This window comes from Ruegeria profundi, from assembly GCF_001507545.1.
Lineage (GTDB): Bacteria > Pseudomonadota > Alphaproteobacteria > Rhodobacterales > Rhodobacteraceae > Ruegeria > Ruegeria profundi.
Genome location: NZ_LQBP01000003.1, coordinates 228,331 through 253,028, shown reverse-complemented (window position 1 = coordinate 253,028; position 24,698 = coordinate 228,331). Strand labels below are relative to the sequence as shown.

Genomic DNA, 24,698 nt, shown 5'->3' with positions numbered 1-24,698 from the left:
AGGACTTGAAGGAACGCTTGGCAAAGTCGGTGGTTAGATAGTCCTCTTCGAGCCATGCTTTGATAGCGGCTTCGAGGGCTTTCAGTTCACCTTGGGTTGGCAGACGTCCTGTAGGGTGTCCGTACCTACGGTTCCGTTGGTAATGCTCTTGGCAATAGACAGAGACGCCGCGCCTAGGCTTGTCGCATCCGACAACAGCACATGGGTTGAGTTTATTGATCCTCTCTTGTGCTAGTCGTCTTTGCCTGAGTGCCTCTCGTGACGCTCTGCTACGCTCCCCCGCGGGGATGGTAGACAAAGGTAACTTAGGCATCTTGGATGGTTGTCTCTTTCACGAATGTCGAAATGATAATCTTACTGCCTCGGATTTCCTTGGGCGTGGGTAGCGTCTTGATTGATACCCCTACCTTGGCAAGTTCTTGTCTCGCCTCTGAACCCTCAGGGTATAGATGGGTCAACGCATAGCGCCGCCAGTTGGCATTAGAGAGACCAAGGTCGGTACTGACTGTGAATGGGTAGTACTCACCATCTGGTTTGTCTCGGAAATATTCGCAAAGAGCGAAGGTCTTGAATTTATTATTCATTGAATTGGTTGTTCTTTCGTTTTGTCGTCAGTCAACCTTTCCAGTTGACCGACATAGAAAATGACTTCGTTGAAGTGACTAAGAATGATGGTCAGGTACTCCGCCATCTTAAGGAGAACCTATGGCTTCCTCGGTTTCACCGGGGGTGGACAGAGGTATTGGCTGTTGGAGACCTGAGTTTACTTGAGGGGCCTTGGGTCTCTGCACCCCCGCTCTCAACGCCTCACTAGGGCCGTTGGAGACAAGATCATGAGCATAGCTTGGAAGACAAGAAATCTCGTTCGGGATTGGATCATCATGATTATTTGATAATCGCATAACCTTGGACCATTCCCTGATTAGGGCTTTGGAAGTCACGCAATACTTGCGACCTTCCCACTCCTGCCCTCGTTTCCCTTTGTTCTTTTGTCTTTGGATGATGTATTGAAGACCGTCTTTGCAGAGGATTATTCGCCAATCATCTTGGATGTATAGGACCCTGTGATACTTTGGGTTGGACTCTTTGAGTACTGTTGGTTTCACCTTCTGTTTTCTTTCGTTGAACTGGGTGACTCACCGCTGATAGGAAGCGCGGTGAGCTGTCTGTTCTGACCTGAGTCAGTGCCAGAGTGGACTTAGGGAGAAGACAAAAATGATTATTATCATTGTCTTCCCTAAAGTGTTTTTTCTTTACGGGTATGCCTCTTAAGTATCTGTTTTTAAATGCTTTTTCAGGCCTACAGCACGATGCATTTGGCTGTAGGCTTTCTACGCCCTGATTTTACGCCATTCGTTTGGTGGGATTTGTCCTTCCCAAAGCCAATTCAAGAGCAACTCCTGCATACGCTGAGATGGTAGAAACAAAGTGATAGGATACCCATCTCTGACTTGGGTCCTCCAAAGCCATTGGATCAATTCCGTCAGGGCATAATCATCATTGGAAATTACCTTCGGTCCACCGAACCAATTCAAGATCGAAGGATTGATGTTTTGGTCATAGAGGTAAATTGCATGGGTGCAGTGTTTGTAGTCGTTGGTGCCTCGGGTTGTATTTGGGACCCACGTAGCGCGGACCTCAGTGTGACCAGCGGGTGAGAGACGACTACCACTCGCATAAGGACCGGGTTTGAACGGTGTAAGCAATTCACCGCACTCACCAATTTTAGGGTCTTTCCCTTTTCGATACCACTTACTCTTTGGTGTCGTGATCAGAATGTCAGGCAACCATACCTCGGACATACGGTTACGCCTCAGGCCACTCAGGGCTTTCGGTACCAACTCGTCTAGCTTCTTGGAGTTTGTCTTAGTCTGACTGGTGTAACTCAGGTTGATACCGCGAAGAGTTCGAATGTCTTTAACGGTTATCAATTCCCTTGCCTGTCTTACAAAGCGTTGCTCGATTTCTGGTGAACCAGTGTCATGCACTGGGTCCAATCCGAGACGCTTGAGATAAGCAAACATGATCGAACCCTCTGCCTTGTAGGTGTAGACAGTCAGGGAGTTACCAGCCTTCAGTAGACCTTCAGGCATTACCGCGAGATTGATACCATCAGAAAGATGATAGAGACGACCAGCGTTGGCAGCATGGTAGAGAGAGGTGCTTAGGGCATCATCTACGTCTTCTAAATGTTCAACCCAGAGATCAGTGGGAGTTATCAATCCGGTATCTGGATTAATATCAACGTACCCGTCATTCACGTAGAACTGTTCCCAAGTCTTTTTCTTAACTCGGTAACCGTCATCAACAACAGACATGACCTCATCAATGATGATTTCGTAACCATCCAAGAGGCCCATTTTTTCCACGTCTGCGAGGTTGTTGAACATTGCATGAGTGGTGACGACATTGTGCCTAGCTTCTAGCAGGGCAATCAGATGGTCTTTCTTGGTGTCAATCTCAGGGTCATCTTGGATTACCTCGGGCTGCATGAAAGCAACGCGAGCATCTCTGATGATACGTTCGCATTCTGATAGGAGCGGCGTTACGACCAGGTATCTCTTGGACTCTACAAGACCTGCGATCATCTCGGTTGTCTTGCCAGTGCCGCAAGGTCGATCAATAATTACTACAGGTCTGACTTGAGTGGACTTGGGTTTGTCAAAATTATGGTTGTGTTTCATTTAGCTTCTTTCTTGAGTGCTATGTTTTTGAATAAAAAATATGTGGTAGAGATCGACCAACTGATCGACCAAAAAGTGTTTGGGAATTATGCGCAAAGAACTCGCTAGTTGCGAACTACTCGCAAGAAGGTCATGGAGTACTGTTCAAATAAAACCTGAGTTCGCGCCCGAGTATGGGAACTTGGTTGTACTCTATACGGCAATTCTATTGTCCCAAGCCGCCTTGGAACTCGATTGTATTCTATACGGGGCCTTAATTGTCCCAAGCTGCCTCGGAACGACAGAGTATGTATTCTCATAATGAGGGGTTTTTCCCTACATTCCCGTACAACCCACACACAACTCAAAGCCTAACTCATTGTAAACTAAAGGTTCACTGTGAGTATCCTTACTCATACCCTGCAAACTTGAGGGTGTGTGTATTCATAATGGAGGGTTTTCTATCTGGCCTCAGGCAGAGGTGAGCGCGTGTGTGGTCCATATGCAGCTTTATTACCTGACCACGGGCAGAGGTGAGCGCGTGTGTTCTCCTAATGGCAACCTAACTACCTTGTCCTGTCGTTGCTCGGGTGGACTGTCGGTTGCTCAGGGTTTGCTTGGGGGGACCGGGGGGTAACCAGACCACGACCACCAATATATACCTACACAGATTTTTTGTAGAAAATCAGCCGTTCTCTTCGAAGTAACCTTCATCAATCTGCTTGATATGCAATACTTCTTTGTCTCTACAGCCAATATTGTACCGCAGCATAAGGCGAGAAAGTTGCAACCCATCAATAAGCACGATGCGAGAGCCCAAGTCTTTTGCTGTCTGTGAAGCCGAATTCGTAAACGTCGACGTAGTAACAAAAATTCCTTTGGTCGCTTTCTTGATGCTGAGCGCACCGTAGAAGTCCCTTATCTCTCCTGGACCAACAGAATTACCAGAAGCGTATCTCTTGGCTTGAAGATAAATCTGGTCGACCCCCAGTGGGTCTTGGTCAATCACACCGTCAACACCGTTGTCACCGGATTGTCCTAATGCACGTCCTGCATCTTTTGAGGCTCCTCCGTATCCCATTGCAATCAGTAAATCGACAATCAAAGTCTCAAAGAATGCAGGTGATGCGGTTCTCACTAAGTCCAGCAAATTTGCCGCTGTTTCCGCTGAGAGCCGAGCATGAGCGGCTTGAAGGTTTTCATCAGGTGTTTTACTGTCTTCTTTTCCGTTAAATTCTAAGTTTGAACCATCTTCACGTGTTCGGTTTTTGAAGTCTTGGAATTCATCGAACTGCTCCAAAAACTTCGTGTTTAACTCAATTTCAGGGTTGTTTAAAACTTCCCGGCCGCGATCAGTTAACTCGTACCAACCACGCTTGACGTTTCGCACAAGTCCCGCCTGTTTCATGTAAGAACGAGCCCAATGAACGCGGTTTCGAATGGTTGTCTGTGTTCCGCTTGGTAGGAGTTGATCACGCTCTTCCTGCGTCAGGCCTAATTTATCTGATACCTCTTCAACTACATCAGAAATATTCCGCGGCTTAACTCGGGCACATTCAAGGACTGGGCGCATTAGCGATTGGTAGTCAGGGATCATTCAGAACTCTCTAGTAACTTTGGGTACTTACCCTCTGTTATCACTTAATTTTTAAACTGAAAACCAATCTGATTACCAATCACAATGCTCGCTCGGTCTAGTGGGAATTTAACTTCTCACTTGGAACTTTTTCGGACACTAGGCTTCCCCCAAGTTCATCATAAAGCGCCTCGAAGGTTGCTTTGATTACACCATCCAACTCAGCCCTCTTCGCGTAGACGCTAACCCCTATGTCATCCTTGTTCGAGTGACCGACAGCAAGGTTTCTAGCTTCCTTAGCAACCCCTGCGTTCACCAAAGCCGATACAGCGGTTCTTCTGAACGAGTGCATATCCCACTTGGAATGATCACCATCCAATTTCTTTCTCGCCTTCTCCAAGGCTTTCCCGAGGTAATGGCTAGGCTGCTTGTCGTAACCACCTAGGGCAATCCTTGGGAACAACCGACCTACGTTCTCGGGGCATGAAGGTTCTACGATACCTGCCCTCTTGATTGCCTCTCTGAGCAACGCACAATCATCATCACCGACAATCATAACCGTCCTCTTCCCTGCCTCGGTCTTGGCCTCAGGGATGTTGATGCGGATGTGATCCCCCTTGTCCTCTATGTCCGACAAATAGCGCCCACAGATTTCATTCAGTCGGCATCCGGTAACCCAGAGCAACCTTACGGTAACGAACATTTCAAACTGATACTTGAGGCCATCATTGTCAGCGATGTAGGACAAAAGGCTTTCAGCCTCTTCTCGGGTCACGGGCCTCAGCTTCTTCTCTCGTGGGTCAGCTTTCTTCTTCTGACCTGCGACACGCCGTAAGAGAGACGAAAAGGGATTGCGAACATCAGGATCGACTAGACCCCAGTGATCCAAGACGCGCCAGTAGGACGCGAGACAGCATTGGTACGACTGCAAGGAACGCGCTGAGAGCGGCTCTCCGGTTCGCTCTGAGGGTGTTCGCTTGAGGTGATCCATGAAAGCCAAGGCAAGCGTTCGGTTGATCTGGGTGACCTCTATGTTCCCTGCGAACGCCTCAAAGCCTTCAAGGTGTTGCCGATATCTAGCCTTGGTGGACGCCTTGATACCGTCAGACTCAGCCAACCAGCGATGCCCTGTATCCCTAACGGTTGTCCCTTCCTGCGGGGTGTGTCGTTCAACCTGTTTAATAACTGGCTCAGGTATTGAACCCCCACCAATAGAGGCAAGAATTTCTGACAAGACTTCTTTTCGCCTGACCAAAGCCTCAGCCAAGTCCTGCGTTCCGAGACCCCGCACGATCTCTTTTTTACCGATTATAGCTTGATATTCGTTGGGTACTGCGACTCTGACCGCGTATCCCTTACCTCTCTTAAAGAGGCCCTTTGGCACCCGTACATCCATCTCAAAAGGCTCCATTTACCGTTACATTCGGCGAAGAAACCTGTTGAAAATCAAGTACTTGGTGCGGTCGAGAAGACTCGAACTTCCACGGGTGTTACCCCACAGCGACCTCAACGCTGCGCGTCTACCAATTCCGCCACGACCGCACTGCCAGTGACTTGGTAGAGGGGCGTATAGACCCTGACGATCAGGATGTGAAGAGGCAAATAACACGCCGGTTTGAATTCCTTTAGGGCGCCGTATTCTGTACCGACAAGGAATAACGCAACACACCGCAAGGAGCATGAATATGTCTGCCGCCGATACACACCCCACTGTTCAAGTTGATATCGTGTCTGACGTTGTCTGCCCTTGGTGTATTGTCGGATTTCTGCAACTTGATCAGGCCTTGCAGCAAACAGGTATACAGGCGCGTATCAGATGGCATCCTTTTGAACTGAACCCGGCCATGCCACCGGAAGGCCAGAACCTGCGCGAGCATATAATGGAGAAGTACGGATCGACGCCGGATCAAAGCCAGCAGGCGCGGCAACAATTGACGAAACTGGGGGCCGAACTGGGTTTTGCGTTCAACTTCGACGATGACAGCCGGATCATGAACACCTTTTCAACGCATCAATTGCTGGACTGGGCAGAGACGCAGGGTCGTCAACACCCGCTGAAAATGGCTTTGTTCAAGGCGTACTTCACCGACCAGAAAGACATTTCTGAAATTGATACCCTCTTGAGTGCGGTCTCTGAGGCCGGACTGGATGCCGAGGCTGCGCGATCCGTACTCGAATCCGGCCAACAGGCCAGTTCCGTGCGCGAAAAGCAGGAGTTTTGGACCAGCCGCGGTATTTCCGGCGTACCGTCGATGGTGTTTGGCGGTAAATACCTGGTGACAGGGGCGCAAGGCGTGGACGCGTACCGCCAGATATTGCACCGCTGTATGGCCGAGGCCGCCTAACCCCTTTCCCTTGCTGCATCCGCGCGATAAAGAACCGTCATGGAATGGAAGATCACCGATGGTTTGACCGATTACACCGAAGCCGTTGCCTTTATGGAGGCGCGCGTGGCTGCAATCGCGGCGGGTGAAGCGGATGAATGCATCTGGCTGCTGGAGCATCCACCGCTCTACACGGCAGGAACATCGGCCCGAATCGAGGATTTGACAGACCCTCATCGGTTTCCAGTTTATGAGGCCAAACGCGGCGGAGAATACACCTATCACGGCCCCGGTCAGCGTGTGGCCTATGTCATGCTGGATCTCAACACGCGTGGCAAAGACGTACGTGAGTTTGTCAAAAAGCTTGAAAACTGGGTGATCGCGGCCTTGGCGGAATTCAGCGTTAAGGGCGAGATCCGCAATGGCCGTGTCGGCGTCTGGGTGCGGCGGGACGACAAACCATTAACCGCAACCGAACAGCCCGCCGAGGACAAGATCGCAGCCATCGGCCTGCGTCTGCGCAAATGGGTCAGTTTTCACGGGATCTCAATCAATGTCGAACCAGACCTTGAGCATTTTTCCGGCATCGTTCCGTGCGGCATCACAGAACATGGCGTGACCTCTTTGGTCGATCTGGGCTTGCCAGTGACGATGGCCGATGTTGACACCGCCCTTCAAAAAACCTTTGCGGAATTTTTCGAACCGATCGAAGCCTGAGCGCTATCGAATCGCTTGTTTTCCCCTAGGTCAATTGACAATGGGCGAGCAAAATTCGCTTTGTTTCCATGCGGGTCCGAATTTTGGCATTATGATCGCTGAATCTGGGGTTATTTCGGGGAATACACACTCTGACGAATACAAAACGTCGAGTTTCGGCTAATGTAATTTAACCGTTCTGGAGTGAGTGGTGTGTTAACCGGATAGCCTGAATGTTTAAGCTACCGGAAAAGTGTTTGGTTACGAGTCTGCCGTTCCGATCCCCAATCGGAACGGCAATTTTCTTCCAGAAACGTAGCAATTCGTTCCCATACAATTAGCAGCCTGGTGACCAACTGCGGCAGCTGACGCGATGGGATTACCACCTCGGCTTCGTCGCACCAGTCCGGCCTTCACGGCCCACCGCCCGAGATAGATGGCAAAGGATCAGGCCAGAGCGGCCTTGATCTTGTCTGCGTGTTTGGCAATCAGGTCGAAATCACCCATCTTCCCCGGTGGTCGTATCGCGACACCTTCCTGACGCGGCAGGATGTGGAAATGCAGGTGGAACACCTCTTGCCCTCCGGCCGCCTCGTTGAATTGCTGGACGGTCACCCCGTCAGCGTTAAACGCTTTGACCACGGCCTTTGCCAATTTCTGAACGGTCGCAGTGACTGCAGCAAGTTGTTCCGGTGTTGCATCAAGAAGGTTGCGGCAGGGCGTTTTCGGGATCACCAGCAGGTGCCCGTCGGATCGCGGCATGATATCCATGAAAGCCAGCGTTTCGTCATCCTCATACACGCGGGTTGAGGGGATTTCCCCGCGCAGGATCTTGGCAAAGATGTTTTCGTGATCGTAGGCGGCCATAGTTTTTCTCCGATTTCGAGTGTTGGCGTAGTTCTGCGGCCCTGTTCACCGGGGGTCAAGGTGGAACTCTGCTCTGTCTCAGGCATGGGCCTTAAAGACCCCTTGAAATCGCTAACTCAGCCGCCAAATACCCCGCATCAATGGCAACGATTTCGCGGGTTCTCCTCCTACCCGCGACAATTATTCTTGATCCAGATCAAACTCGGCCATTGAAGGTGTGTTCATCGCAATTTAAAACCAGCAGGAATCCCGCGCGCTGGAGAGGTCCGGCTGCGCGGTGCAAATGCAACAGGAGGCACCTATAATGGCAGACGCAGCCATTCATGGTCACGATCATGAAGATCAGCGTGGGTTCTTTACCCGCTGGTTCATGTCGACCAACCACAAAGACATCGGGATTCTGTACCTGATCTTTTCGGCTCTGGCTGGTTTGATCTCGGTCGCGATGACCGTCTACATGCGGCTCGAGCTGATGCACCCCGGTGTGCAATACATGTGCCTCGAAGGCTTCATGGCCGATCCTTGTACCCCTAACGGACATCTTTGGAACGTAATGATCACCTATCACGGTGTTCTTATGATGTTCTTTGTGGTCATCCCGGCACTGTTCGGCGGATTTGGCAACTATTTCATGCCGTTGCAGATTGGCGCGCCGGATATGGCGTTCCCGCGGATGAACAACCTGTCTTTCTGGCTTTATGTCGCGGGTACGTCGCTGGGCGTGGCTTCGCTGCTGAGCCCCGGAGGGAACGATCAGCTTGGCTCAGGTGTTGGGTGGGTCCTGTATCCGCCGCTTTCAACGACCGAGGGCGGCATGTCCATGGATCTTGCGATCTTTGCCGTGCACGTATCGGGAGCCTCTTCGATCCTTGGCGCGATCAACATGATCACGACGTTCCTGAACATGCGTGCCCCCGGCATGACTTTGTTCAAGGTACCGCTGTTCAGCTGGTCGATCTTCGTCACCGCGTGGCTGATTCTGTTGTCTCTGCCAGTTTTGGCCGGCGCGATCACCATGCTGCTGATGGACCGTAACTTTGGTTTCACCTTCTTCGATCCGGCAGGTGGTGGTGACCCGATCCTTTACCAGCACATCCTGTGGTTCTTCGGACACCCCGAAGTATACATCGTGATCCTGCCTGGGTTCGGTATTATCAGCCACGTGATCGCCACCTTCTCACGTAAGCCGATCTTTGGGTACCTGCCGATGGTCTGGGCGATCATCGCGATCGGGGTGCTGGGTTTTGTCGTGTGGGCGCACCACATGTACACCGTTGGCATGTCGCTGCGGCAGCAGGCTTACTTTATGCTAGCCACGATGGTTATTGCGGTTCCAACGGGGGTTAAGGTCTTTTCGTGGATCGCGACCATGTGGGGCGGCTCGATCGAGTTCAAGACACCGATGCTGTTTGCCTTCGGCTTCCTGTTCCTGTTCACCGTAGGCGGTGTGACTGGTGTGGTTCTGTCGCAAGCCGGTATCGACCGTGCCTATCACGACACCTACTATGTCGTCGCGCACTTCCACTACGTGATGAGCTTGGGTGCAGTCTTCGCCATCTTTGCAGGAGTGTACTTCTACTTCTCGAAGATGACGGGTCGTCAGTACTCGGAGTTCTGGGGCAAGGTGCACTTCTGGATGTTCTTCATCGGTGCGAACCTGACCTTCTTCCCGCAGCACTTCCTCGGCCGTCAGGGCATGCCGCGCCGCTACATCGACTATCCCGAAGCCTTCGCTCAGTGGAACTTCGTGTCGTCGATTGGTGCGTTCATTTCGTTCGCCTCGTTCCTGCTGTTCTTCGGCATCGTCTTCTACGCCCTGTTCCGCGGCGCCAAAGAGACACGTCCGAACCCGTGGAACGAATACGCGGATACTTTGGAATGGACCCTGCCCTCACCGCCGCCCGAGCACACGTTCGAGCAGCTGCCAAAGCAGGAAGACTGGGATAAAGGCCACGCGCACTAATCCCGCAAACGTAAAGAAACCCCGCCTTAACGGCGGGGTTTTTTCTTTGCAGGGGCATCGACTGCTGAACCGTCGCACGAGTCGCGAAAATCGGCTATGATGCGACTGGCGGTTCGACCGACAACCCGGGATATCCTCATGCCTGACATTGATTTTTGGTATTCCATTGGCAGCACGTATACGTTCCTGACAGTTATGCGTCTGGACGATTGGTGCGCTGAGAATGACGTTGCCGTGAAATGGCGGCCTTTCAACGTGCGAACGATCATGTCAGAGCAAAGCAACATACCCTTCGCGGGCAAGCCGGTAAAATCTGCCTATATGTGGCGGGATATCGAACGCAGGGCAGCAAAGTATCATATACACGCGCGTTTACCTGCCCCCTACCCGATCTCTGACCTGGCGCTGGCCAATCAGGTCGCCTTGCTGGGCATGGGTGACGGCTGGGGCAAGACCTTTACCCAGGTTCTGTATCGCATCTGGTTCGACGACAATATCGAAGCTGGCAGCGAAGCGGCAATCACCGAAGCATTGCACAGGTGTCAGCAAGACCCACGTTTGGTGCTGGCACGTGCCCGCAGCGCCGATACGGTTTCAGCGCTAGAGGCAGAAACTGAACAAGCCAAAAAACTGGGTGTTTTTGGCGCCCCTAGCCTTGTCGTCAACGGCGAGGTTTTCTGGGGAGATGACCGGCTGGATGATGCGCTGTCCTGGGCGCGTGTGGGTCACGTAGCCTGATCATTTCCCCTTCGACACAACCAAGCTTTGCGCTAGGTTTCGGCTATGCCATACCAATGGAATCAAACCTCTGAGACCGAGCAGGAATTGCGTCTTTGGCCGCATAACTCGTTGCCACCGCGCGGGGCGATGATTGTGATCCTGTCCGTGTTTCTGTTTGGATTGATCCCGCTGCTTGCAATGCTGGGGTCAGTCATTCTGTGGGGGTTGCTGCCATTTCTCGTTCTGACCGTTTTTGGCCTTTGGCTTGCAATCCAGACAAACTATCGCGCGCGCAGCATGTTCGAAGTTCTGACTCTGACTGGTACACAAGCCCGGTTGATCCACCACACACCGGGAAAACAGCAGCAGGAATGGTCTTGCAACCGATACTGGGCACGGCCCGAAATGCACGAAAAAGGTGGGCCTGTGCCGCACTACGTTACCCTGATAGGAGACGGGCGCGAAGTAGAAATCGGGGCTTTTCTGTCCGAAGACGAACGAATCGCACTTTATGACGATCTGAAACGGAAACTTCGCGAACCAGCCGCGTAACAGCCCCAAGTTCTAAGGATGATCTGTCAACTACCCGAAGCAGCGCAAAGATGATCTTTAACCATTGGGCCTACTTTGCCAAAATCCATACGTCCGGTGTAACGCGTTTTTAATTCGCCCATCACCTTGCCCATATCCCTGATGGACCCGGCGCCCGTGGCCGTGATTGCGGTCTGAATAGCTTTTGAGACCTCTTCGTCATCCAACTGCTTGGGTAGAAACTCCTCAATAACCTCAACCTCACGCAGTTCGCGCTCAGCCAGGTCAAGGCGTCCACCTTCTTCGTAGGCGCGCGCGCTTTCCTTGCGCTGCTTGGTCATTTTACCAAGGATTTCAAGGACCTCAACGTCACCACAGCCCTTGGCCTCTTCATTTTCAGACGCTCGTGACGCGATGTCCCGGTCTTTGATCGCAGCATTGATAAGCCGTAGCGTCGACAAACGCTCGGTCTCTTTGTCTTTCATCGCTTGCTTCAGGGCAGTGTTCACCCGTGCTCGCATATCCATATGATCTGTCCATCCCCATGGAAAAGGAACCCCGACCTTATCGAAACAAAAAGCGCGACACAACAGGGGACGAATAAACCTAACCCATTGATTTCACTCAATAGCCGAAAATTTGAACAGGCTTGACCCAGCGCCATAACGCCCTTAGGTATGCGCCGGTTTACCTAAAAGGAGAGTCGCCCGATGGCCCAGAATGCACCGACCAAGCCCACCGCATGTCTGGCCTTGGCCGACGGAACGCTGTTCTACGGGATGGGCTTCGGCGCAACCGGTCAGACCGTGGCTGAGCTGTGCTTCAACACCGCAATGACCGGGTATCAGGAGATCATGACCGATCCGTCTTATGCGGGGCAAGTCGTGACGTTTACTTTTCCTCATATCGGCAATGTCGGTGTAAATCCCGAAGACGACGAAACCGGTGATCCCGTTGCCGCCGGGATGGTCGTGAAATGGGACCCGACTGAGCCGTCGAATTGGCGGTCTGCAGAAGAATTGAAGGCGTGGCTTGCCCGTCGCGGTCGCATCGCCATAGGTGGGATCGACACCCGGCGTCTGACCCGCGCCATCCGCCAGCAAGGCGCGCCGCATGTGGCCCTGGCCCACGACCCCGAGGGTAATTTCGACATTGAAGCATTGGTCGCAGCGGCGCGCGCATTTGCCGGGCTCGAAGGCATGGATCTGGCCAAAGAAGTCACATGCGCACAAAGCTATCGCTGGGATGAAATGCGGTGGGCGTGGCCCGACGGCTATACCCGGCAGGAAGCACCCGCGCACAAGGTCGTTGCCATCGACTACGGCGCAAAGCGAAACATCCTGCGGTGTCTGGCCTCGGCAGGGTGTGACGTGACCGTGCTGCCAGCCACAGCGACGGCCTCCGAAGTACTGGCGCACAATCCTGACGGTGTTTTCCTGTCCAACGGCCCCGGTGATCCGGCGGCCACCGGTGAATATGCTGTCCCGATGATCAAAGAGGTTTTGGATACCACTGACCTTCCGGTTTTCGGCATCTGCCTTGGCCATCAGATGCTGGCGCTGGCGCTTGGCGGTCAAACGGTCAAGATGAACCACGGTCACCACGGTGCCAACCATCCTGTGAAAGACATGGAAACCGGAAAGGTTGAAATCACCTCGATGAACCACGGTTTTGCGGTGGACGCACAATCGCTGCCGGATGGTGTGGTGGAAACGCATCGCTCTTTGTTTGACGGGTCGAACTGCGGCATTCGCATGACGGGTCGCCCCGTCTATTCCGTGCAGCATCACCCCGAGGCTTCGCCGGGACCGCAGGACAGTTTTTACCTGTTCGAACGCTTTGCCGAGGCGATGTCGGAAAGAAAATCGCGAGCTTAACAGCCAGATTGGTTATGGTTAACCTGCTGTTAACCCAAATTGAACAACCCTGCCGCGCAAGCTTCGCGTCAGGGTTGTTTCTTTATGGTCGAACTAAATCTACATCATTTCGCGCAGGCTGCGCCGATACCCGCGCGGATCCGCAAGCCGTTAGGGGCTTGTCTTGTCGACCGCGGCTTGATCACTCAATCCCAGCTTGACGAAGCGTTGTTCATGCAATCTTGGCAAAGATCCCCGTTGGGCGAAATACTTGTGTCGGAAGGCTGGGTCGACCGTCAGGATGTGCTCAATGCCTTATCAGATCAAACCGGTCTTCAAATTGCCGATTTCGACAGCTTTCCGCCTTCGCCCGAGCTGTGCAAGATAAAACCAGTTGAGTTCTGGCTGACCCATAACGTCATTCCCTGGCAACGTATCGGTCCCATCTTGCTGGTTGCCACGGCGCGGGCTGACTTGTTTCCTGACGTACGCGGCGGCTTGCAGGATGCGGGGTTTACCGTCATGCCTGTACTTGTCGCCCCCGATCAGATCGACAAAGCTATTGCTCAATTATTCTCTGAGACATTGGCCAAGGCAGCCGAAACCCGCGTTGATCCGGACCAGAGTTGCCGCTCATGGACCCCCAAATCACGCGTTGGGTCTGCTGCGGTATTGTCAGGGATTTTGCTGTCCTTTGCGGCGTTTCCGATGGTCGGACTGGCCATATTGGTTGCGGCTGCGGTGTTCAGTTTGATCTTGTTTGCGTGTTTTCGCCTTCTTGGCCTGTTCGGGTTCTTGTGGCAGGCAGCAATGCGCCGAGCCAACCCGGTCTCGTCAGGGCCGCCAGGGGTGTTGCCGCGTGTGTCCATCATGGTCCCGCTCTACAAAGAGCGCGAGATCGCCGGTGCGCTCATTCGACGTTTGCAAAGACTCACGTACCCCAAGGCACTGCTGGATGTCATTCTGGTGCTGGAAGAATCTGACGAGGTGACACGCGCCACTCTTGCCGGTGTCGATCTGCCCAGTTGGATCAGGAGCGTTGAAGTGCCTGAACTGAACGGGCTGACTACCAAACCTCGTGCCATGAACTTTGCCCTGGACTTCTGTCGCGGCGACATCTTGGGGGTCTGGGATGCCGAAGATGCACCGCAGCCAGACCAGATCGAACGCGTCGCCCGACACTTCGCACAAGCGGACGAAAATGTCGTTTGCCTGCAGGGTGTTCTTGACTACTACAATCCACGTACCAACTGGCGGTCGCGCTGCTTTACCATTGAATACAACGGCTGGTTTCGGGTCGTGCTGCAGGGCATCGCGCGGCTAGGGCTTGTGGTGCCACTGGGTGGCACAACATTCTTTTTTAGGCGCGACAAGCTGTTGGAGCTTGGTGGTTGGGATGCCCACAATGTCACCGAGGATGCCGATCTGGGTGTGCGCCTGTCACGCGCAGGCTATCGTACCGAGATTGTCGATACCGCAACTTATGAAGAGGCAAACTTTCGCGCCTGGCCGTGGGTCAAACAGCGTTCTCGTTGGCTAAAAGGCTTCATGGTGACGTATCTTGTTCATATGCGCTCTCCCCTAAAATTGCTCAGGGATCTCGGTATCCTTAGGTTTCTGGGTGTTCAGGCCTTTTTTCTTGGAACCGTTGGACAGTTCCTGCTGGCCCCGGTTCTCTGGCTTTTTTGGCTGACGAGTTTTGGCTTGCCCAGCCCCTTGGACCCGATCCTCTCACGGTCCATGCTGGGTGCTTTGGTGGCCCTGTTCCTGATCGCCGAGATCACCAACGCAGCAGTTGGTTTCATTGCTGTATCGGCCCGGGAAAGACGGTTCTTGCTGCCATGGGTGCCAATAATGCCGCTTTACTTCCCATTAGGTGTTTTAGCGGCATACAAAGCCCTTTGGGAGTTGGTACTGAACCCATTTTTCTGGGACAAAACGCAACATGGCCAAGCCATTGAGGAAGACATGCTGCCTCAGTGATTAGGTCTCGCGCAGAACTGCATCCTGTTTCAGGCGGGTCATGAAAGCGACCGATATATGGTCTTTCAGCGCACGTTCGGCCGCTTGTTCATTGCGTGCAGCGATGGCTTCGACAATTCCTTTGTGTTCGCTCTGCGCGATTTCACCGCGCCCCTGCACGGCCAGGGATGTGGTGGCCATAAGCGCCATTGTGCGATGCACGAGGTCAAGCTGCTGAACCAGATAACGGTTGTGCGAGGCGAGGTGTATCTGCTCGTGAAAGCGCCTGTTCGCGCGTGACAATGCCGCCGGATCGTTAACAAGCTGATCATCCGCGGCCACCATATCCTGCAACACCTTGATCTCTTCTTCGGTTGCATGCTTGGCCGCCAATTTTGCGGCCAACCCCTCCAACTCGCGTCTTACGACATACAATTCGGCCATCTGGTTGTGGTCAAGCGAAGCCACAATCAGCGACCGACCGTCCCGTTCCAGCAGCGATTGCGTCTCAAGCCGCTGCAACGCTTCGCGAATGGGGGTCCGGGAGACACCGAACCGTTCTGCAAGCTCGCTTTCAACCAGACGGTCGCCGGGTTTGTAAACGCCAACGTCTATCGCTTCGAGAATAAGACGGTAGGCGTCTTTGGACGGTTGTCTGGCTTGGGGCATGGGGTGGTTCATCTCCTCGTTCGGACATGTCTATCCGTCACTTGCCCTTCGGATCAAGTGTAGCATTGAAAACCGTGTCTCAGCGCCCTAAACCCAAACCATGGTCAAGCCTGCTTTTTCTCACGTCACCCAATGGGTGTTCGACCTCGACAATACACTGTATCCGCCGCACATGCGCCTGTTCGACCAGATCGAGGTACTGATGACGGATTACGTCGTGCAAGCCATCGGCGTTGAGCGGGCCGAAGCGGACCGTCTGCGCTCGTACTATTGGCGGCAATACGGCACAACGCTGGCTGGTCTGATGGCCGAGCATGATCTTGACCCTGACCCCTATCTGCACGCGGTTCATCAGGTGGATATGAGCCACCTAGACCCCGACGCCGAACTGGCCGACCATATCCGGTCCCTGCCCGGCCGCCGCATCGTTTACACCAATGGCAGCGCGCCCTACGCCGAACGGGTGCTTGAGGCGCGTGGTCTTGCCGGGCTGTTCGATGCAATCTACGGCGTCGAGCATGCAGGCTATCGCCCGAAGCCGGAAAAAGCCGCGTTCGAGGCGATATTTACCCAGGATGGAATCGATACAGAACAAGCGGCCATGTTCGAGGATGACCCCCGGAATCTGGCTGCTCCGCACGCGATGGGAATGCGCACTGTGCACGTCGCGCCCGAGCCTCATGAGGCCGACCATATCCACCATCATACCGATGATTTAACTGCGTTTTTGGCCCGTCTGCGATAGGCTGTCACACTGCGACGATCTGCACGTTCTGCAGGTGCAATATCATCCATATATGCCCATCAGCGACGAACAGAATCGGAGAAACCATGAGCGCGATCGAGATGCCTCGGCGCCTGCCCATTTGGCAGCGCATCCTTTTTTCAGTCCCCCTGTTTGGCTGGATTGCCCGCGATGCAGCCTATGGCAAGCCCGAGGATTGGGGCTACACCGCCGCTGCGCTTGTCAGCATGTGGGGGTGTTCGACCCTGATCTTTGGTCTGCCTGGCCTTTACATCCCGGCTGTGATGATGGTGCCGCTGATTTTCCTTCTTCTCATCCTGGTGTCACGCGGCTGACAGACGGGACAGGATGTCACTTGGCACCGGCCTTGGAACCGAACTAGGTTCTGCTCAACCACTCGGAGAACAAGGCCATGAAAGACAGCTGTGACATCCTGATTTCCGGCGGAGGAATCGCTGGGCTAACCGCTGCAGCAGCGTTTGGGACTGCTGGGTTCGACGTTGTGTGCGTCGACCCTGCCCCGCCAGTTACCGAACGGGATGTGGACGGGTCAGACTTGCGCACCACGGCCTTTCTGCAACCGGCACGAGGATTGTTGGAACAATGCGGGTTGTGGCAACGTCTGGCCGACCACGCATCGCCCCTGCAAATCATGCGGATCGTCGATGCAGGCGGTGACGTACCAGAACCCCGCATCATAAGGGACTTCAACGCCTCTGATATCTCGGACCAGCCGTTTGGCTGGAACCTGCCCAACTGGCTACTGCGGCGCGAGATGGTGGCGCGCTTGGCCGAATTGCCTAACGTCGATTTTCGGCCCGGCACCGGCACCAACGGCCTATTTACCCGCACTGCCGAGGCGCGGGTAAGCCTCAGCGATGGCAGTCGCATTCGCTGCAAGCTGGTCGTAGCTGCAGACGGGCGCGCCTCGCCCATGCGTGAGGCAGCGGGGATCAACGTCCATACCACACGCTACGGTCAAAAGGCATTGGCCTTCGCGGTGACACATCCCAACCCCCACCAGAATATCTCGACCGAGATTCACCGTTCGGGTGGGCCATTTACTTTGGTTCCTTTGCCAGATTGGCAAGGTCAGCCGTCATCTGCGATTGTTTGGATGGAACGTGGTCCACGGGCCATAGAGCTGCTGAAAGCTGGCCCCGAAGAATTCGAGGCGTTGATGACCGAACGCTCATGTGGGGTGTTGGGGCCGCTAAAACTGGCGTCGCGCCGGACGATCTGGCCGATCATCAGCCAATCGGCAGAACGGCTATCCGGCGAACGGATAGCTCTGATGGCCGAAGCCGCCCATGTCGTGCCGCCAATCGGCGCTCAGGGTTTGAACATGTCATTGGGTGACTTACGCAGCCTGCTGGACCTTGCCAAAGCCCGGCCTGAAGGTTTGGGTGACGTGCAAATGCTGAACGCCTACCACAAGGCCCGGCACACCGAGATTGAAGTGCGCGTCAAGGGTATCGATTTACTGAACCGCGCCTCAATGATAGAGGCGCGTCCGCTGCGCGATGCACGCGCGTTGGGGCTGAACGCGCTTTATTCGCTACCGCCTGTGCGCAAAACACTAATGCAGATGGGCCTTGGCGTACGCTGAGGTCCTAGATCACAGAACCTGATCCAGAACACGCCTGAGCCGCGCTATCGTACCGTCGACGTCATAGAGTTTGTCCAAGCCGAACAAGCCAAGGCGGAATGTGCTGAAATCTTCGGGCTCATCACATTGCAACGGTACGCCTGCCGCGATCTGCATGCCAAGGGCGGCAAATTTCTTGCCGTTCTGAACTTCGGGGTCTGAGGTGTAGCTGACCACGACGCCCGGTGCCCCGAAACCGTCAGCTGCAACCGAAACAACGCCTTTCTCTTTCAGCAAAGCCCGAACGCCATTCCCCAGCGCCCACTGCGCATCGCGCAACTTTTCAAAGCCGTAGTCACGGGTTTCGACCATCGTATCACGGAACGCCTGTAACGCATCGGTTGGCATTGTGGCGTGATAAGCGTGCCCTCCGTTTTCATAGGCCTGCATGATCTGCCGCCATTTTTTCAGATCTACGGCAAAGCTGTCCGACGTTGTTTCCGCTAACTTTGCTTCGGCCCGTTCAGACAACATGACCAGCCCGGCACAGGGCGATGCGCTCCACCCCTTCTGTGGGGCCGAGATCAGCACATCGACTCCGGTGGATTTCATATCGACCCACGCGCAGCCCGAGGCGATGCAATCCAAGACCATGAGGGCACCGACCTCATGCGCCGCTGCGGCCATGGCCGTTACATATTCATCCGGTAGAATAAGGCCCGCAGATGTCTCGACATGCGGTGCGAAAACCACATCCGGCCGCTTTTCACGAATTGTTGAAACCACTTCGTCAATCGGGGCAGGTGCAAAAGGTGACGGGCTGGAGTTCCCGGCCTGCCGAGCCTTAAGAACAGTCGCAGATGCGGTCAGCGTCGCGGACTCGATGATCTGACTCCAACGATAGGAAAACCACCCGTTGCGAACGACAAGAACATTCGCGTTGCGCGCAAACTGCCGGGCCACAGCCTCCATCCCAAATGTCCCGCCCCCCGGAACCACAGCGACGCCATCAGCCTTGTATACATCACGCAGCATCTCTGAAATGTCTCGCATGACGGTCTGGAACCGGGCCGACATATGGTTCAACGACCGGTCTGTGAAAACAACCGAGAATTCTTCAAGACCGTTCGGATCAATTTCTTCCAATAGTGCGGGCATGCTGTGTCCTTTCAAACTGCGTAACAGGATTTCTGGAGCCTTTTTTACCGATGGTAAAGCCCCGACACCCCGGCGGCAATTGACGTAACGGAACCGCCCGTCGCAATAGAAAATTAACCTTCGAAAGCACAAATCACACGGTGACTTGACGCCAAATAGTGTCACCACCCCTTTACACCCAGAGGTGTTTCTGAACAGATACATACACTTTGTAGAAGAAAGGTATTGTTGCCCGTGACTGCTCATAAGCGGACCAGTTTTCAGTTTGTAAGAGACGAAGTTAAACGGCGTATTGAAAGCCGGATTTGGCCACAGGGATCTTTGCTGCCCACGGAAACGCAATTGGCCGAAGAATTCAATTGCGCACGTGCGACCGTGAACCGAGCCCTTCGAGAGCTTGCCGATCAGGGAATAGTTGAGCGTAAACGCAAAAGCGGCACGCGTGTCAAAAAGGAACCCAGCAAGCATGCGAAAGTCGAATTCTCATTGGCTCGTCAGGCTGTAGAAAAGCAGAACTCTATTTATCGATATGCGCTTGTCGAGCGCAGCGTTGTGCCCAGCCCCGGCTGGTTGGCCTCTCAGCTTTGCGTTTCGCCCGACGCGCGTGTGTTACACGTGATCTGCATGCACTATGCGGACAACCGTCCTTTTCAACTGGAAGAACGCTGGATCAATATCGAAACGGTCCCCGATGTTGAGCATGCCGATCTGACCTCTCAAGGTCCGCACGAATGGTTGCTGAATATCGCGCCTTTTACCGAGGCCGAGATTTCATTTTGCGCGATATCCGCGGATGGCCGGTTGGCTGAGTTCATGGGCACCACCACGGGCACTTCGATGATACAGATGGAGCGGACAATCTGGAAAGATGGTGTTCCAATGACATTCGCGCGCGAAACTCATCACCCCGGTTTTTGCATCCGCACCAAATACTAACGCGTTTCAGCCAATTGGGCCGGGCAGCCGCTCTTCACTTAGCAATACGTTAGCTTCAACATCCCCTGCCCCCGGCAAGGTCATGATACGCCGCCGAAGAACTCGTTCGAAATCAGAAAGGTCTCGCGCGACAACCCTTAGGCGATAGTCATAAAGACCCAAAACATGCTCAACCGTTTGCACCTCGGGGATGGCGCTGACAGCTCGCTCAAAATCCTCAAGACTGACTTGCCCTTTGCGGGCCAGCTTTACCCCCAGAAATACGGTCACACCGAACCCCAACGCTTCGGCATTCAAGCGCAAGCGACGCCCTTTGATGACCCCTGCCGTCTCTAACCTGCGGATACGCCGCCAAGTTGCGGGTTGAGACAGGCCAAGTTTGCGCCCCAGCGCCCCCGCGCTTTGCGTGGCGTCCTGAACCAGCGCGCGCAGGATTTGGCGGTCAGTTTCATCAAGCTCGATCATACCGGCAACACCTCGTCTCGCTTGACCCGCGCGATATGCATCAACGCCTCGATATCAGCGATATGCGGCAGGGTCAGGATACGGTCGCGGTAGAGTTGCTGATAGTGGGTCATATCGCGCGCAAGAACCGACAAGCGGACATCAACACGCCCCAGAAATGTCTGTATTTCAATCACTTCCGAAACCATGCGGGCAGCTGCTGTAAACTCATCAAAGGCCCGAGGTTGCGTTTTGTCCAACGTTATGCGCAGCGAAACCTCGACCGCGTAACCCAACGCGGCCCAATCTATCACCACCTGTTGCCCCTGGATGACGCCAGAGGCCTGCATCTTTTCAACCCGTCGCCAGCAAATACCCTGGCTCACGCCGCACCGCTCGGCCAACTCAGCCATAGACAGCGTGGGTTCGGCTTGAAGGTGGCGCAGAATTCGCCGATCCATGTCGTCTAGCATGATAATTACGTTACCCCACCTTTCTGCGAATAACTTTTCCCCTAATTCGCAAAAAGTCGATTGTAAAGCACTCGCCAACAGCACCGTGCCCCACTAAAAGCACAGAAACCGTAACAGAAAGGACCGGATACATGCGCGTCTACTATGATCGCGATTGCGACATCAACCTGATCAAAGACAAGAAAGTGGCTATCTTGGGCTATGGCTCGCAGGGTCACGCCCACGCGCTGAACCTGCGTGACTCGGGTGCGAAGAACCTGGTCGTCGCGCTGCGCGAAGGCTCTGCCTCTGCCAAGAAAGCCGAAGCAGAAGGCCTGCAGGTCATGGGCATCGCCGAAGCCGCAGCCTGGTGCGACGTCATCATGTTCACCATGCCCGACGAACTGCAGGCAGAGACCTACAAGAAATACGTGCATGACAACATCAAACCCGGTGCAGCCATCGCGTTCGCGCACGGCCTGAACGTCCACTTTGGCCTGATTGAGCCGAAAGAAGGCGTAGACGTCATCATGATGGCGCCCAAGGGCCCGGGCCACACCGTACGCGGTGAATATGTCAAAGGCGGCGGCGTCCCCTGCCTCGTAGCCGTCAATACTGACGCGACCGGCAAAGCACTGGAAATCGGTCTGTCGTACTGCTCCGCCATTGGTGGCGGCCGTTCGGGCATCATCGAGACCAACTTCCGCGAAGAGTGTGAAACAGATCTTTTCGGCGAACAGGCCGTTCTGTGCGGTGGCTTGGTCGAGTTGATTCGCTGCGGCTTTGAAACTCTGGTCGAGGCCGGCTATGCGCCTGAGATGGCCTATTTCGAGTGTCTGCACGAGGTGAAGCTGATTGTCGATCTGATCTACGAAGGCGGCATCGCGAACATGAACTACTCGATCTCGAACACCGCCGAATACGGCGAGTATGTTTCGGGTCCGCGCGTTCTGCCCTATGAGCAGACCAAGAAAGAGATGAAGGCCATCCTGACCGATATCCAAACCGGCAAATTCGTGCGTGACTTCATGCAGGAAAACCAAGTTGGTCAACCTTTCTTCAAAGGCACCCGTCGTCTGAACGACGAGCACCAGATCGAAGAAGTTGGCCGGAAACTGCGCGCTATGATGCCGTGGATTTCCGCTGGTAAACTGGTGGATCAGGAAAAGAACTAAGGCACATAAAGCCTTGCATCAGGGCGGCCCTACCGGCCGCCTTTTTTGTCAATAACACGCAGCAACGTCTTGTAAATGTTCGGTTTACGTGTTCACCAAGGCGAAGAATAACGAAGTCAGCACACATATGGTTGATCAACCCACATCGCGCGACTGGGGTGGTGTCATCGCCCTTGGCCTTATCTGGGGCGGCACTTTCATGGTCGTTACCATGGCGCTTGAAGGATACGGGCCGGTCACCGTTGCCACCGCGCGTACGACCTTGGGCGCATTGACTCTGCTTGCGATGATGGTGCTGACTGGGCGCACAATACCAACCGGCCAAGCACAGCTTTGGAGGTACATTGCAATCATCGGCGTGCTGTCGACCGCACTACCCTTTTTGCTGCTGAGCTGGGGGCAGCAATACGTGGCCTCGGCTTTTGCTGGCCTGTCGATGGCAGCGATTCCTTTGATGGTTCTGCCATTGGCGCATTTCTTTTCCGACGAACCCCTGAACCTCCGGCGGTTCGTTGGCGTCTCGCTTGGCTTCTGCGGTGCGCTGGTGTTGATCGGCCCGGGTCTGGCGCAAATTGGTCAAGGCGCAGAGCCGTTGGCGCAATTGGCCTGTATCGGCGCGGCGCTGTGTTACTCCTGCGCGTCGATATTCACGCGGCGCTGCCCGCCGATTGATCCCGTGGTTCTGGCGGCGCTTTCACTGGTTGTGGGCGCGACGCTCTTACTACCGATCATGCTGCTGACCGAAGGTCTCCCGCGTTGGGAAGGCACGCGCCCTGGCCTTGCAATCATTGCGCTGGGTCTTGTACCGACAGCTTTTGCGACCCTCTTGCGCGTCTCCATCATACGAAGCGCGGGGTCCGTGTTTCTGACCTTGGTCAACTACCAAGTGCCCATTTGGTCCATGGTCTTCGGCGCGTGGATCCTGTCCGAGGCTTTGCCGCTGCGGTTCTTCATCGCACTGGCCATGATCCTGACCGGGCTGGCCATCAGCCAGTGGTTCAGTCTGCGCAAGATGTTGATTGGGCGCTAACCAGCGACAGCTTCAACCTCGGCGACGATTCCGTCAACGATCTGCGTCAGCAGCGAGTCGTCCTCGCATTCCGCCATCACACGGATCAAGGGCTCCGTCCCCGACTTGCGTATCAGCAAACGACCCTGCCCGTTCAGGCGCGCCTCGGCATCGGCGATTGCGGCTTTGACACTGGTTGCCTCCAGCGGGGTTTGTCCGTCTTGATAACGTACGTTTTTCAGCAGTTGCGGAACGGTTTCGAATTGAATTGCCAGTTCCGAGGCTTTGCGGCCCGTATGCACCATCTCGGCCAAGAAGTGCAGGCCAGCCATAAGGCCATCACCAGTGGTGGCATAGTCGCTCATGACGATGTGGCCTGATTGTTCACCGCCCAGATTGAATCCGCCTTCGCGCATCCTTTCAACGACATATCTGTCGCCAACAATCGTTCGTTCCAGCCGCAACCCGTGCTCCGCAAGGTGACGTTCCAGCCCTAGATTCGACATGACCGTCGCAACCAACGCCCCGCCTTCCAAACGATCTGCCGCTGCCCAACTGGTGGCGAGCAGCGCCATAAGTTGATCCCCGTCAGCCACCTGCCCGTTTTCATCGATCATCACAACACGGTCGGCATCGCCGTCCAGGCAAATGCCCACATCCGCGCCGTGTGCCACAACCGTCTCTGCCGCGAGTTGCGGATTGGTCGAACCACAATTCAAATTGATGTTCTTACCATTCGGCACCACGCCGACCGGAATGACCTCGGCCCCCAGCTCCCACAAAACCTCGGGCGCGGTACGGTGAGCGGCGCCATTGGCGCAATCGATCACCACCTTCAACCCGTCCAGACGGACATCGCGGGACAAAGAGGATTTCACCCGCTCACCATACCGAAACCGCGCGTCGTCCACCCGTCGCGCACGGCCAATGTTTTGCGCCTGGGCTGGTTTTACACCGGTTTCGATCAGGCGCTCGATCTCCAACTCTGCCTGGTCAGAAAGCTTGTACCCATCTGGGCCAAAAAACTTGATGCCGTTATCCTCAGCCGGGTTATGGCTGGCCGAGATCATGACACCAAGATCAGCCCGCATCGAGCGGGTCATCAGCCCCACAGCCGGCGTGGGCACCGGACCCAGCAGCAGCACATTCATACCAGTCGAGGTCAACCCCGCCGTCAACGCATTTTCCAGCATATAGCCCGATAAACGCGTATCCTTCCCGATCACAACCCGGTGCTCGCTGGATTGATCCCGGCGGAAATAACGTCCTACGGCTGCCCCAATACGCAAAGCCATCTCGGCCGTAATCGGATGGGTATTCGCGGTGCCCCGCACCCCATCGGTTCCGAACAGCTTGCGCATCGT

Annotated in this window: 24 protein-coding genes and 1 tRNA gene; 13 read left to right on the top strand and 12 right to left on the bottom strand. The window is 54.6% G+C overall.

Annotated elements, in window-relative coordinates:
* Window positions 1-305: 305 nt before the first annotated feature.
* From AVO44_RS21265 to AVO44_RS07175, 5 genes are all read right to left on the bottom strand, one after another.
* The gene (locus tag AVO44_RS21265) at window positions 306-584 is read right to left on the bottom strand and encodes a hypothetical protein (protein WP_068334633.1); all 279 of its coding nucleotides are present in this window, start codon (window positions 582-584) and stop codon (window positions 306-308) included.
* 747 nt (window positions 585-1,331) lie between these two features.
* Entirely contained in the window at window positions 1,332-2,684 is a 1,353-nt protein-coding gene (locus tag AVO44_RS07190) for a hypothetical protein (RefSeq protein ID WP_157769942.1), read from the bottom strand.
* A 664-nt stretch (window positions 2,685-3,348) separates the two neighbouring features.
* Window positions 3,349-4,260: a restriction endonuclease gene (locus tag AVO44_RS07185; protein ID WP_068334628.1), complete on the bottom strand. Its 912-nt coding sequence runs from the start codon at window positions 4,258-4,260 to the stop codon at window positions 3,349-3,351.
* Window positions 4,261-4,357: 97 nt separating this feature from the next.
* The gene (locus tag AVO44_RS07180) at window positions 4,358-5,635 is read right to left on the bottom strand and encodes a DUF6538 domain-containing protein (protein WP_157769941.1); all 1,278 of its coding nucleotides are present in this window, start codon (window positions 5,633-5,635) and stop codon (window positions 4,358-4,360) included.
* 59 nt (window positions 5,636-5,694) lie between these two features.
* A tRNA-Leu gene (locus AVO44_RS07175) sits at window positions 5,695-5,781 on the bottom strand.
* 143 nt (window positions 5,782-5,924) lie between these two features.
* On the opposite strand from AVO44_RS07175, the gene AVO44_RS07170 reads away from it, so the two are divergent.
* On the top strand, window positions 5,925-6,584 hold the full coding sequence (locus AVO44_RS07170; protein WP_068334622.1) for a DsbA family oxidoreductase: 660 nt from the start codon (window positions 5,925-5,927) through the stop codon (window positions 6,582-6,584).
* 39 nt (window positions 6,585-6,623) lie between these two features.
* Entirely contained in the window at window positions 6,624-7,280 is a 657-nt protein-coding gene (gene lipB, locus AVO44_RS07165) for a lipoyl(octanoyl) transferase LipB (protein ID WP_068334619.1), read from the top strand.
* Between the two features lie 426 nt (window positions 7,281-7,706).
* Here the strand turns inward: lipB and AVO44_RS07160 are convergent, their stop codons facing one another.
* Entirely contained in the window at window positions 7,707-8,126 is a 420-nt protein-coding gene (locus tag AVO44_RS07160; protein WP_068334616.1) for an HIT family protein, read from the bottom strand.
* A gap of 304 nt (window positions 8,127-8,430) precedes the next feature.
* Between AVO44_RS07160 and ctaD the strand changes: the two genes are divergently transcribed.
* From ctaD to AVO44_RS07145, 3 genes are all read left to right on the top strand, one after another.
* Window positions 8,431-10,089, top strand: coding sequence for a cytochrome c oxidase subunit I (gene ctaD, locus AVO44_RS07155; RefSeq protein WP_068334613.1), 1,659 nt, complete (start codon window positions 8,431-8,433; stop codon window positions 10,087-10,089).
* A 138-nt stretch (window positions 10,090-10,227) separates the two neighbouring features.
* Window positions 10,228-10,827: a 2-hydroxychromene-2-carboxylate isomerase gene (locus tag AVO44_RS07150; RefSeq protein WP_068335286.1), complete on the top strand. Its 600-nt coding sequence runs from the start codon at window positions 10,228-10,230 to the stop codon at window positions 10,825-10,827.
* Window positions 10,828-10,872: 45 nt separating this feature from the next.
* Window positions 10,873-11,361, top strand: coding sequence for a DUF2244 domain-containing protein (locus AVO44_RS07145; RefSeq protein WP_068334610.1), 489 nt, complete (start codon window positions 10,873-10,875; stop codon window positions 11,359-11,361).
* A 26-nt stretch (window positions 11,362-11,387) separates the two neighbouring features.
* On the opposite strand, the gene AVO44_RS07140 is transcribed toward AVO44_RS07145, so the two are convergent.
* The gene (locus tag AVO44_RS07140) at window positions 11,388-11,867 is read right to left on the bottom strand and encodes a GatB/YqeY domain-containing protein (RefSeq protein WP_068334607.1); all 480 of its coding nucleotides are present in this window, start codon (window positions 11,865-11,867) and stop codon (window positions 11,388-11,390) included.
* A 183-nt stretch (window positions 11,868-12,050) separates the two neighbouring features.
* Here AVO44_RS07140 and carA point away from each other — a divergent pair, with 183 nt between their 5' ends.
* Complete coding sequence (gene carA, locus AVO44_RS07135; RefSeq protein ID WP_068334604.1) at window positions 12,051-13,217, top strand: glutamine-hydrolyzing carbamoyl-phosphate synthase small subunit; 1,167 nt, start codon at window positions 12,051-12,053, stop codon at window positions 13,215-13,217.
* A gap of 84 nt (window positions 13,218-13,301) precedes the next feature.
* A complete protein-coding gene (locus tag AVO44_RS07130; RefSeq protein ID WP_068334601.1) occupies window positions 13,302-15,179 on the top strand; it encodes a glycosyltransferase in 1,878 nt (625 codons plus the stop codon).
* Here the strand turns inward: AVO44_RS07130 and AVO44_RS07125 are convergent, their stop codons facing one another.
* Entirely contained in the window at window positions 15,180-15,827 is a 648-nt protein-coding gene (locus AVO44_RS07125; RefSeq protein ID WP_068334598.1) for a GntR family transcriptional regulator, read from the bottom strand.
* Between the two features lie 100 nt (window positions 15,828-15,927).
* Between AVO44_RS07125 and AVO44_RS07120 the strand changes: the two genes are divergently transcribed.
* The 3 genes from AVO44_RS07120 to AVO44_RS07110 all read left to right on the top strand — a co-directional run bounded on the left by AVO44_RS07120 (window position 15,928) and on the right by AVO44_RS07110 (window position 18,181).
* Window positions 15,928-16,572, top strand: coding sequence for a pyrimidine 5'-nucleotidase (locus tag AVO44_RS07120; RefSeq protein WP_068334595.1), 645 nt, complete (start codon window positions 15,928-15,930; stop codon window positions 16,570-16,572).
* Between the two features lie 86 nt (window positions 16,573-16,658).
* Window positions 16,659-16,907 carry a hypothetical protein gene (locus tag AVO44_RS07115; RefSeq protein WP_068334592.1) on the top strand — a complete coding sequence of 83 codons (249 nt, stop codon included), beginning with the start codon at window positions 16,659-16,661 and terminating at the stop codon, window positions 16,905-16,907.
* A 77-nt stretch (window positions 16,908-16,984) separates the two neighbouring features.
* Entirely contained in the window at window positions 16,985-18,181 is a 1,197-nt protein-coding gene (locus AVO44_RS07110) for a UbiH/UbiF family hydroxylase (protein ID WP_068334589.1), read from the top strand.
* Window positions 18,182-18,190: 9 nt separating this feature from the next.
* On the opposite strand, the gene AVO44_RS07105 is transcribed toward AVO44_RS07110, so the two are convergent.
* A complete protein-coding gene (locus AVO44_RS07105) occupies window positions 18,191-19,318 on the bottom strand; it encodes an aminotransferase class V-fold PLP-dependent enzyme (RefSeq protein ID WP_068334587.1) in 1,128 nt (375 codons plus the stop codon).
* A gap of 234 nt (window positions 19,319-19,552) precedes the next feature.
* Here AVO44_RS07105 and AVO44_RS07100 point away from each other — a divergent pair, with 234 nt between their 5' ends.
* The gene (locus AVO44_RS07100) at window positions 19,553-20,254 is read left to right on the top strand and encodes a GntR family transcriptional regulator (RefSeq protein WP_082677436.1); all 702 of its coding nucleotides are present in this window, start codon (window positions 19,553-19,555) and stop codon (window positions 20,252-20,254) included.
* Between the two features lie 6 nt (window positions 20,255-20,260).
* Here the strand turns inward: AVO44_RS07100 and AVO44_RS07095 are convergent, their stop codons facing one another.
* Window positions 20,261-20,719, bottom strand: coding sequence for an Lrp/AsnC family transcriptional regulator (locus AVO44_RS07095; protein WP_068334582.1), 459 nt, complete (start codon window positions 20,717-20,719; stop codon window positions 20,261-20,263).
* Window positions 20,716-21,171: an Lrp/AsnC family transcriptional regulator gene (locus AVO44_RS07090; protein ID WP_068334581.1), complete on the bottom strand. Its 456-nt coding sequence runs from the start codon at window positions 21,169-21,171 to the stop codon at window positions 20,716-20,718. The genes AVO44_RS07095 and AVO44_RS07090 overlap by 4 nt, the downstream gene beginning before the upstream one ends.
* 131 nt (window positions 21,172-21,302) lie before the next feature.
* Between AVO44_RS07090 and ilvC the strand changes: the two genes are divergently transcribed.
* Window positions 21,303-22,325 (top strand): ketol-acid reductoisomerase, encoded by a 1,023-nt coding sequence (gene ilvC, locus AVO44_RS07085; protein ID WP_068334578.1) that lies wholly within the window; start codon window positions 21,303-21,305, stop codon window positions 22,323-22,325.
* Window positions 22,326-22,452: 127 nt separating this feature from the next.
* Window positions 22,453-23,355 (top strand): DMT family transporter, encoded by a 903-nt coding sequence (locus AVO44_RS07080; RefSeq protein WP_068334575.1) that lies wholly within the window; start codon window positions 22,453-22,455, stop codon window positions 23,353-23,355.
* Here the strand turns inward: AVO44_RS07080 and glmM are convergent.
* Window positions 23,352-24,695 carry a phosphoglucosamine mutase gene (gene glmM / locus AVO44_RS07075; protein WP_068334574.1) on the bottom strand — a complete coding sequence of 448 codons (1,344 nt, stop codon included), beginning with the start codon at window positions 24,693-24,695 and terminating at the stop codon, window positions 23,352-23,354. The two genes, AVO44_RS07080 and glmM, sit on opposite strands and share 4 nt — an antisense overlap.
* Window positions 24,696-24,698 lie beyond the last annotated feature (3 nt).

What these genes read in the sequence shown, in the direction of transcription:
- AVO44_RS07150 (WP_068335286.1), top strand. Translation starts at nt 10,228, where the DNA reads ATGCCTGACATTGATTTTTGGTATTCCATTGGCAGCACGTATACGTTC.
- AVO44_RS07125 (WP_068334598.1), bottom strand. Translation starts at nt 15,827, where the DNA reads ATGCCCCAAGCCAGACAACCGTCCAAAGACGCCTACCGTCTTATTCTC.
- AVO44_RS07115 (WP_068334592.1), top strand. Translation starts at nt 16,659, where the DNA reads ATGAGCGCGATCGAGATGCCTCGGCGCCTGCCCATTTGGCAGCGCATC.
- AVO44_RS07140 (WP_068334607.1), bottom strand. Translation starts at nt 11,867, where the DNA reads ATGGATATGCGAGCACGGGTGAACACTGCCCTGAAGCAAGCGATGAAA.
- ilvC (WP_068334578.1), top strand. Translation starts at nt 21,303, where the DNA reads ATGCGCGTCTACTATGATCGCGATTGCGACATCAACCTGATCAAAGAC.
- ctaD (WP_068334613.1), top strand. Translation starts at nt 8,431, where the DNA reads ATGGCAGACGCAGCCATTCATGGTCACGATCATGAAGATCAGCGTGGG.
- AVO44_RS07130 (WP_068334601.1), top strand. Translation starts at nt 13,302, where the DNA reads ATGGTCGAACTAAATCTACATCATTTCGCGCAGGCTGCGCCGATACCC.
- AVO44_RS07145 (WP_068334610.1), top strand. Translation starts at nt 10,873, where the DNA reads ATGCCATACCAATGGAATCAAACCTCTGAGACCGAGCAGGAATTGCGT.
- AVO44_RS07090 (WP_068334581.1), bottom strand. Translation starts at nt 21,171, where the DNA reads ATGCTAGACGACATGGATCGGCGAATTCTGCGCCACCTTCAAGCCGAA.
- AVO44_RS07185 (WP_068334628.1), bottom strand. Translation starts at nt 4,260, where the DNA reads ATGATCCCTGACTACCAATCGCTAATGCGCCCAGTCCTTGAATGTGCC.
- carA (WP_068334604.1), top strand. Translation starts at nt 12,051, where the DNA reads ATGGCCCAGAATGCACCGACCAAGCCCACCGCATGTCTGGCCTTGGCC.
- AVO44_RS21265 (WP_068334633.1), bottom strand. Translation starts at nt 584, where the DNA reads ATGAATAATAAATTCAAGACCTTCGCTCTTTGCGAATATTTCCGAGAC.
- AVO44_RS07120 (WP_068334595.1), top strand. Translation starts at nt 15,928, where the DNA reads ATGGTCAAGCCTGCTTTTTCTCACGTCACCCAATGGGTGTTCGACCTC.
- AVO44_RS07190 (WP_157769942.1), bottom strand. Translation starts at nt 2,684, where the DNA reads ATGAAACACAACCATAATTTTGACAAACCCAAGTCCACTCAAGTCAGA.
- AVO44_RS07180 (WP_157769941.1), bottom strand. Translation starts at nt 5,635, where the DNA reads ATGGATGTACGGGTGCCAAAGGGCCTCTTTAAGAGAGGTAAGGGATAC.
- AVO44_RS07080 (WP_068334575.1), top strand. Translation starts at nt 22,453, where the DNA reads ATGGTTGATCAACCCACATCGCGCGACTGGGGTGGTGTCATCGCCCTT.
- AVO44_RS07110 (WP_068334589.1), top strand. Translation starts at nt 16,985, where the DNA reads ATGAAAGACAGCTGTGACATCCTGATTTCCGGCGGAGGAATCGCTGGG.
- AVO44_RS07105 (WP_068334587.1), bottom strand. Translation starts at nt 19,318, where the DNA reads ATGCCCGCACTATTGGAAGAAATTGATCCGAACGGTCTTGAAGAATTC.
- lipB (WP_068334619.1), top strand. Translation starts at nt 6,624, where the DNA reads ATGGAATGGAAGATCACCGATGGTTTGACCGATTACACCGAAGCCGTT.
- AVO44_RS07095 (WP_068334582.1), bottom strand. Translation starts at nt 20,719, where the DNA reads ATGATCGAGCTTGATGAAACTGACCGCCAAATCCTGCGCGCGCTGGTT.
- glmM (WP_068334574.1), bottom strand. Translation starts at nt 24,695, where the DNA reads ATGCGCAAGCTGTTCGGAACCGATGGGGTGCGGGGCACCGCGAATACC.
- AVO44_RS07170 (WP_068334622.1), top strand. Translation starts at nt 5,925, where the DNA reads ATGTCTGCCGCCGATACACACCCCACTGTTCAAGTTGATATCGTGTCT.
- AVO44_RS07160 (WP_068334616.1), bottom strand. Translation starts at nt 8,126, where the DNA reads ATGGCCGCCTACGATCACGAAAACATCTTTGCCAAGATCCTGCGCGGG.